4 protein-coding genes are annotated in these 2,953 nt (G+C 48.0%); 1 reads left to right on the forward strand and 3 read right to left on the reverse strand.

The window, feature by feature from the left end; translation table 11 throughout:
• Positions 1-104, forward strand: a 104-nt coding sequence (locus tag QN395_RS21105) for a transposase domain-containing protein (protein ID WP_323493008.1), incomplete at its 5' end; no start/stop codon positions are given.
• 333 nt (positions 105-437) lie between these two features.
• On the opposite strand, the gene QN395_RS21110 is transcribed toward QN395_RS21105, so the two are convergent.
• The 3 genes from QN395_RS21110 to QN395_RS21120 form a co-directional block, all read right to left on the reverse strand.
• On the reverse strand, positions 438-1,469 hold the full coding sequence (locus QN395_RS21110) for a Leu/Phe/Val dehydrogenase (protein ID WP_322119770.1): 1,032 nt from the start codon (positions 1,467-1,469) through the stop codon (positions 438-440).
• Positions 1,470-1,870: 401 nt separating this feature from the next.
• Complete coding sequence (locus QN395_RS21115) at positions 1,871-2,389, reverse strand: GNAT family N-acetyltransferase (RefSeq protein ID WP_322119769.1); 519 nt, start codon at positions 2,387-2,389, stop codon at positions 1,871-1,873.
• Between the two features lie 287 nt (positions 2,390-2,676).
• Positions 2,677-2,953 (reverse strand): hypothetical protein (locus tag QN395_RS21120; RefSeq protein ID WP_323493139.1); only part of this gene is annotated, 277 nt, incomplete at its 5' end.

Here is a 2,953-nt window from a genome sequence, read left to right on the forward strand (position 1 = left end):
AACCGCTTGCCTGGCTTAAAGAAACTTTGGAAAAACTCCCTACCTGTAAAAATAATCGTATTGATGAATTGTTGCCGCTGCGGGCAAAATCGGTTGTTTGCTGATCGTCTAGGTGGGACTGTCGGACGCATACAGAGTCAGTTGTTTTAGAGTGGCATCAGACAGAGTTTATTGCTGCCAATGGCGCGTTCGCTAGGGCTAGGTAAGTTTGATGGGTGGATGCGGCTGGTCGATGACGGTGATACAGAGATCGAGGCGTTGACGGTGCAGGGTTTGTAAGCTGGTATTGGTATTGCTTGTTATCGCTGCACCGGAAGAGCGCATGGACGTAACATGCGATTGTTAGATTTGTTAGATTTGTCAGACTTGTCAGACGTAAAAAAACCGTATCAGGCAATGCGTGATACGGCTTTTTATTATTTCAATAATTAAAAAAACTATCTCTTAAATTTCGCTTCAGCAATCCGGTCTGCTACCACGCTAGTCGCCAAACCTTCTGCATCGGCGCGGGCAAATACTTCTGCCAAGGTATCGCCAATACGACGTACATGAGCATCCATACCGTCTTCTGGTGTGTTCAGATATTCGTAGCAGACCTTGATGATGCCACCAGCATTGATGACGAAATCAGGTGCGTACAAAATCCCTTTTTGACGGCAAGCTTCGCCCATGTCGGCGGTGGCTAACTGGTTGTTGGCAGCGCCAGCAACGATCGTTGCTTTCAGGCGTGACAGCGTGTCTGGATTTAAAGTCGCACCCAATGCGCAAGGGGCGTAGATATCGGCCTGCACATCGTAGATCGCGTCGATGCCGACGATTTCTGCGCCTAATTCTTCCTGAGCGCGATGCAATGCCGCCTGATCGATATCTGCCACGATCAGTTTAGCGCCAGCTTCATGCAGGCGACGGGCGTAGTCGTAACCGACATGACCCAGACCTTGCAAAGCGACGACCAGGCCTTCCATGCTGTCGCGTTTCAGTTGATGTTTGACGGCAGCTTGCGCACCGACGAAACAGCCCAGAGCAGTAAATGGTGACGGATCGCCACGGTCACCCAAGCCTGCAACGAACTTGGTTTTTTTAGCGACGTTTGCCATATCGGCTGGGCTAGTGCCCACATCTTCTGCTGTGACATAGCGGCCGCCAAGGCGCTCAAGGGCTTCGCCCAAGGCTTCAAACAGGGCAGGGGTTTTGTCTGCTTTTGGATTGCCGATGATGACGCTTTTGCCGCCGCCGATAGGCAAGCCAGCAACCGCGTTTTTATACGTCATGCCGCGTGACAGACGCAATACGTCATTAATGGCCGCGGCTTCGTTGTCGTAGTTCCACATACGGCAACCGCCCATCGCAGGGCCTAAATTCGTGTTGTGAACCGCGATAATGGCGCGCAGGCCAGATTTGGGTTCAGATGCAAAAACCACTTGTTCGTGGTCATCAAAGTTGAGTTCGTTAAATACAAAAGCGGTCATGCTTATGGCTCCGCGCGGTTATGCATCGCTCATTCCGATAAGAATGGGGATGGCGTGCCGCAAAAATGGTGATTAAGGAATAAAAAATAAGTACAAAATAAGGGCAAAAATACAGCATGTCATCGGCGGCTATGTGGTGCTGCCGACAACAAAAGGCAGTGATTGTGTCACGCGGGTGGAAGTATAGGGGATAGGGGGTGTAAACTCAAATTGCTGACGGGCGGCTATTTAGGAATCTTGCTCAAATCCATAAAAAGCATATTCCATCGATGTCGGTCAGGATCACAAAAGCCGCAGCCATATTATCTTGTGTCATGTGTCATCTGCTAAGGATCGCAGGTCGATTATATACAGCAGACGAGCCTAACTGAACCATGTGTTGCCATCAGTGCTGACTGACATTAACTGTGTTCGGCATGGTACAGCAAGGAATAGCGACCTCTTGGTACGCTTGGCTCGTCCTCCAGAATACCAATTTTGTTCATCCCGATTTTCTCCAGTACGCGTATGGACGGCGTGTTGAGTGGCCGGACTAAGGCAGAAACATCTGGAGCATTTAAATCTGCAAATGCGTATCGTAAAGTTTCAGTCGCAAACTCGGTTGCATACCCGTTGCCCCAAGAATCTACCCCGAATCTATAGCCAAGGTTTAAGGTATCTTTATCTCCATACATCTTTAAAGCTAAGCCACCATAGCCAATAATTTTTTCAGGCTGATCAGCGCTTGAGATTGCCCACTGGCCGAACCCATGTTGCTCCCAATGTGTGATCCATGTGGCTAATACGGTTTTAGCCCGGTCAAGATTTGGATATGGTCCGTGCGGGTTGTAAGCATTCGTTCGTGGATCGCCATAAATAGCAAAGAGATTTTCGGCATCGTCTGCATCTGGGCGCCGTAAGAGTAGACGTGATGTTCGCATTGGGTCTGATGTTTGAAGGCTAAAATACTGCGGTGATTGGTTTGAATGTAAATCGACCCAAAAAAGTCAGGGTCGCATTTTGTCTGAAAAACCAGATGGAACACACATCAAATCGCTTATTCTTAAAAAGAGAAGCAAATTGATAAGACAGTTTTAGAGACTAATTTATATTCTATCAATGAAATTTGCAACAATGGAATAATCTCTTAGGTCAGCTTCTATTCTCTGGTAGCTAATCAACATCGTATGGCGGATTTCGCTAGATAAGTTTGGAGGCCCGTCAAATATTAAAAACGGGTTTTAGGTTCGGTAGCGATCAGATCAGAGCACATATCCCAATCTGCTAAACTCCAAAATAGAGCTTGCATTAGCAGCATCAGGTTCCGGTCAGAGCACATATCCCAATCTGCTAAACTTAGGTAACAGTGTCGATGTGCCGTACTACTGTTCCGGTCAGAGCACATATCCCAATCTGCTAAACTTACGCCGCACAAATACGCTTGGGCTTCCCTGTTCCGGTCAGAGCACATATCCCAATCTGCTAAACTGTCAGCCGCGTACTCT

This window comes from Undibacterium sp. RTI2.2 (assembly GCF_035018705.1).
In the GTDB taxonomy this organism is placed as follows: Bacteria; Pseudomonadota; Gammaproteobacteria; order Burkholderiales; family Burkholderiaceae_D; genus Undibacterium.

What these genes read in the sequence shown, in the direction of transcription:
- QN395_RS21110 (WP_322119770.1), bottom strand. Translation starts at nt 1,469, where the DNA reads ATGACCGCTTTTGTATTTAACGAACTCAACTTTGATGACCACGAACAA.
- QN395_RS21115 (WP_322119769.1), bottom strand. Translation starts at nt 2,389, where the DNA reads ATGCGAACATCACGTCTACTCTTACGGCGCCCAGATGCAGACGATGCC.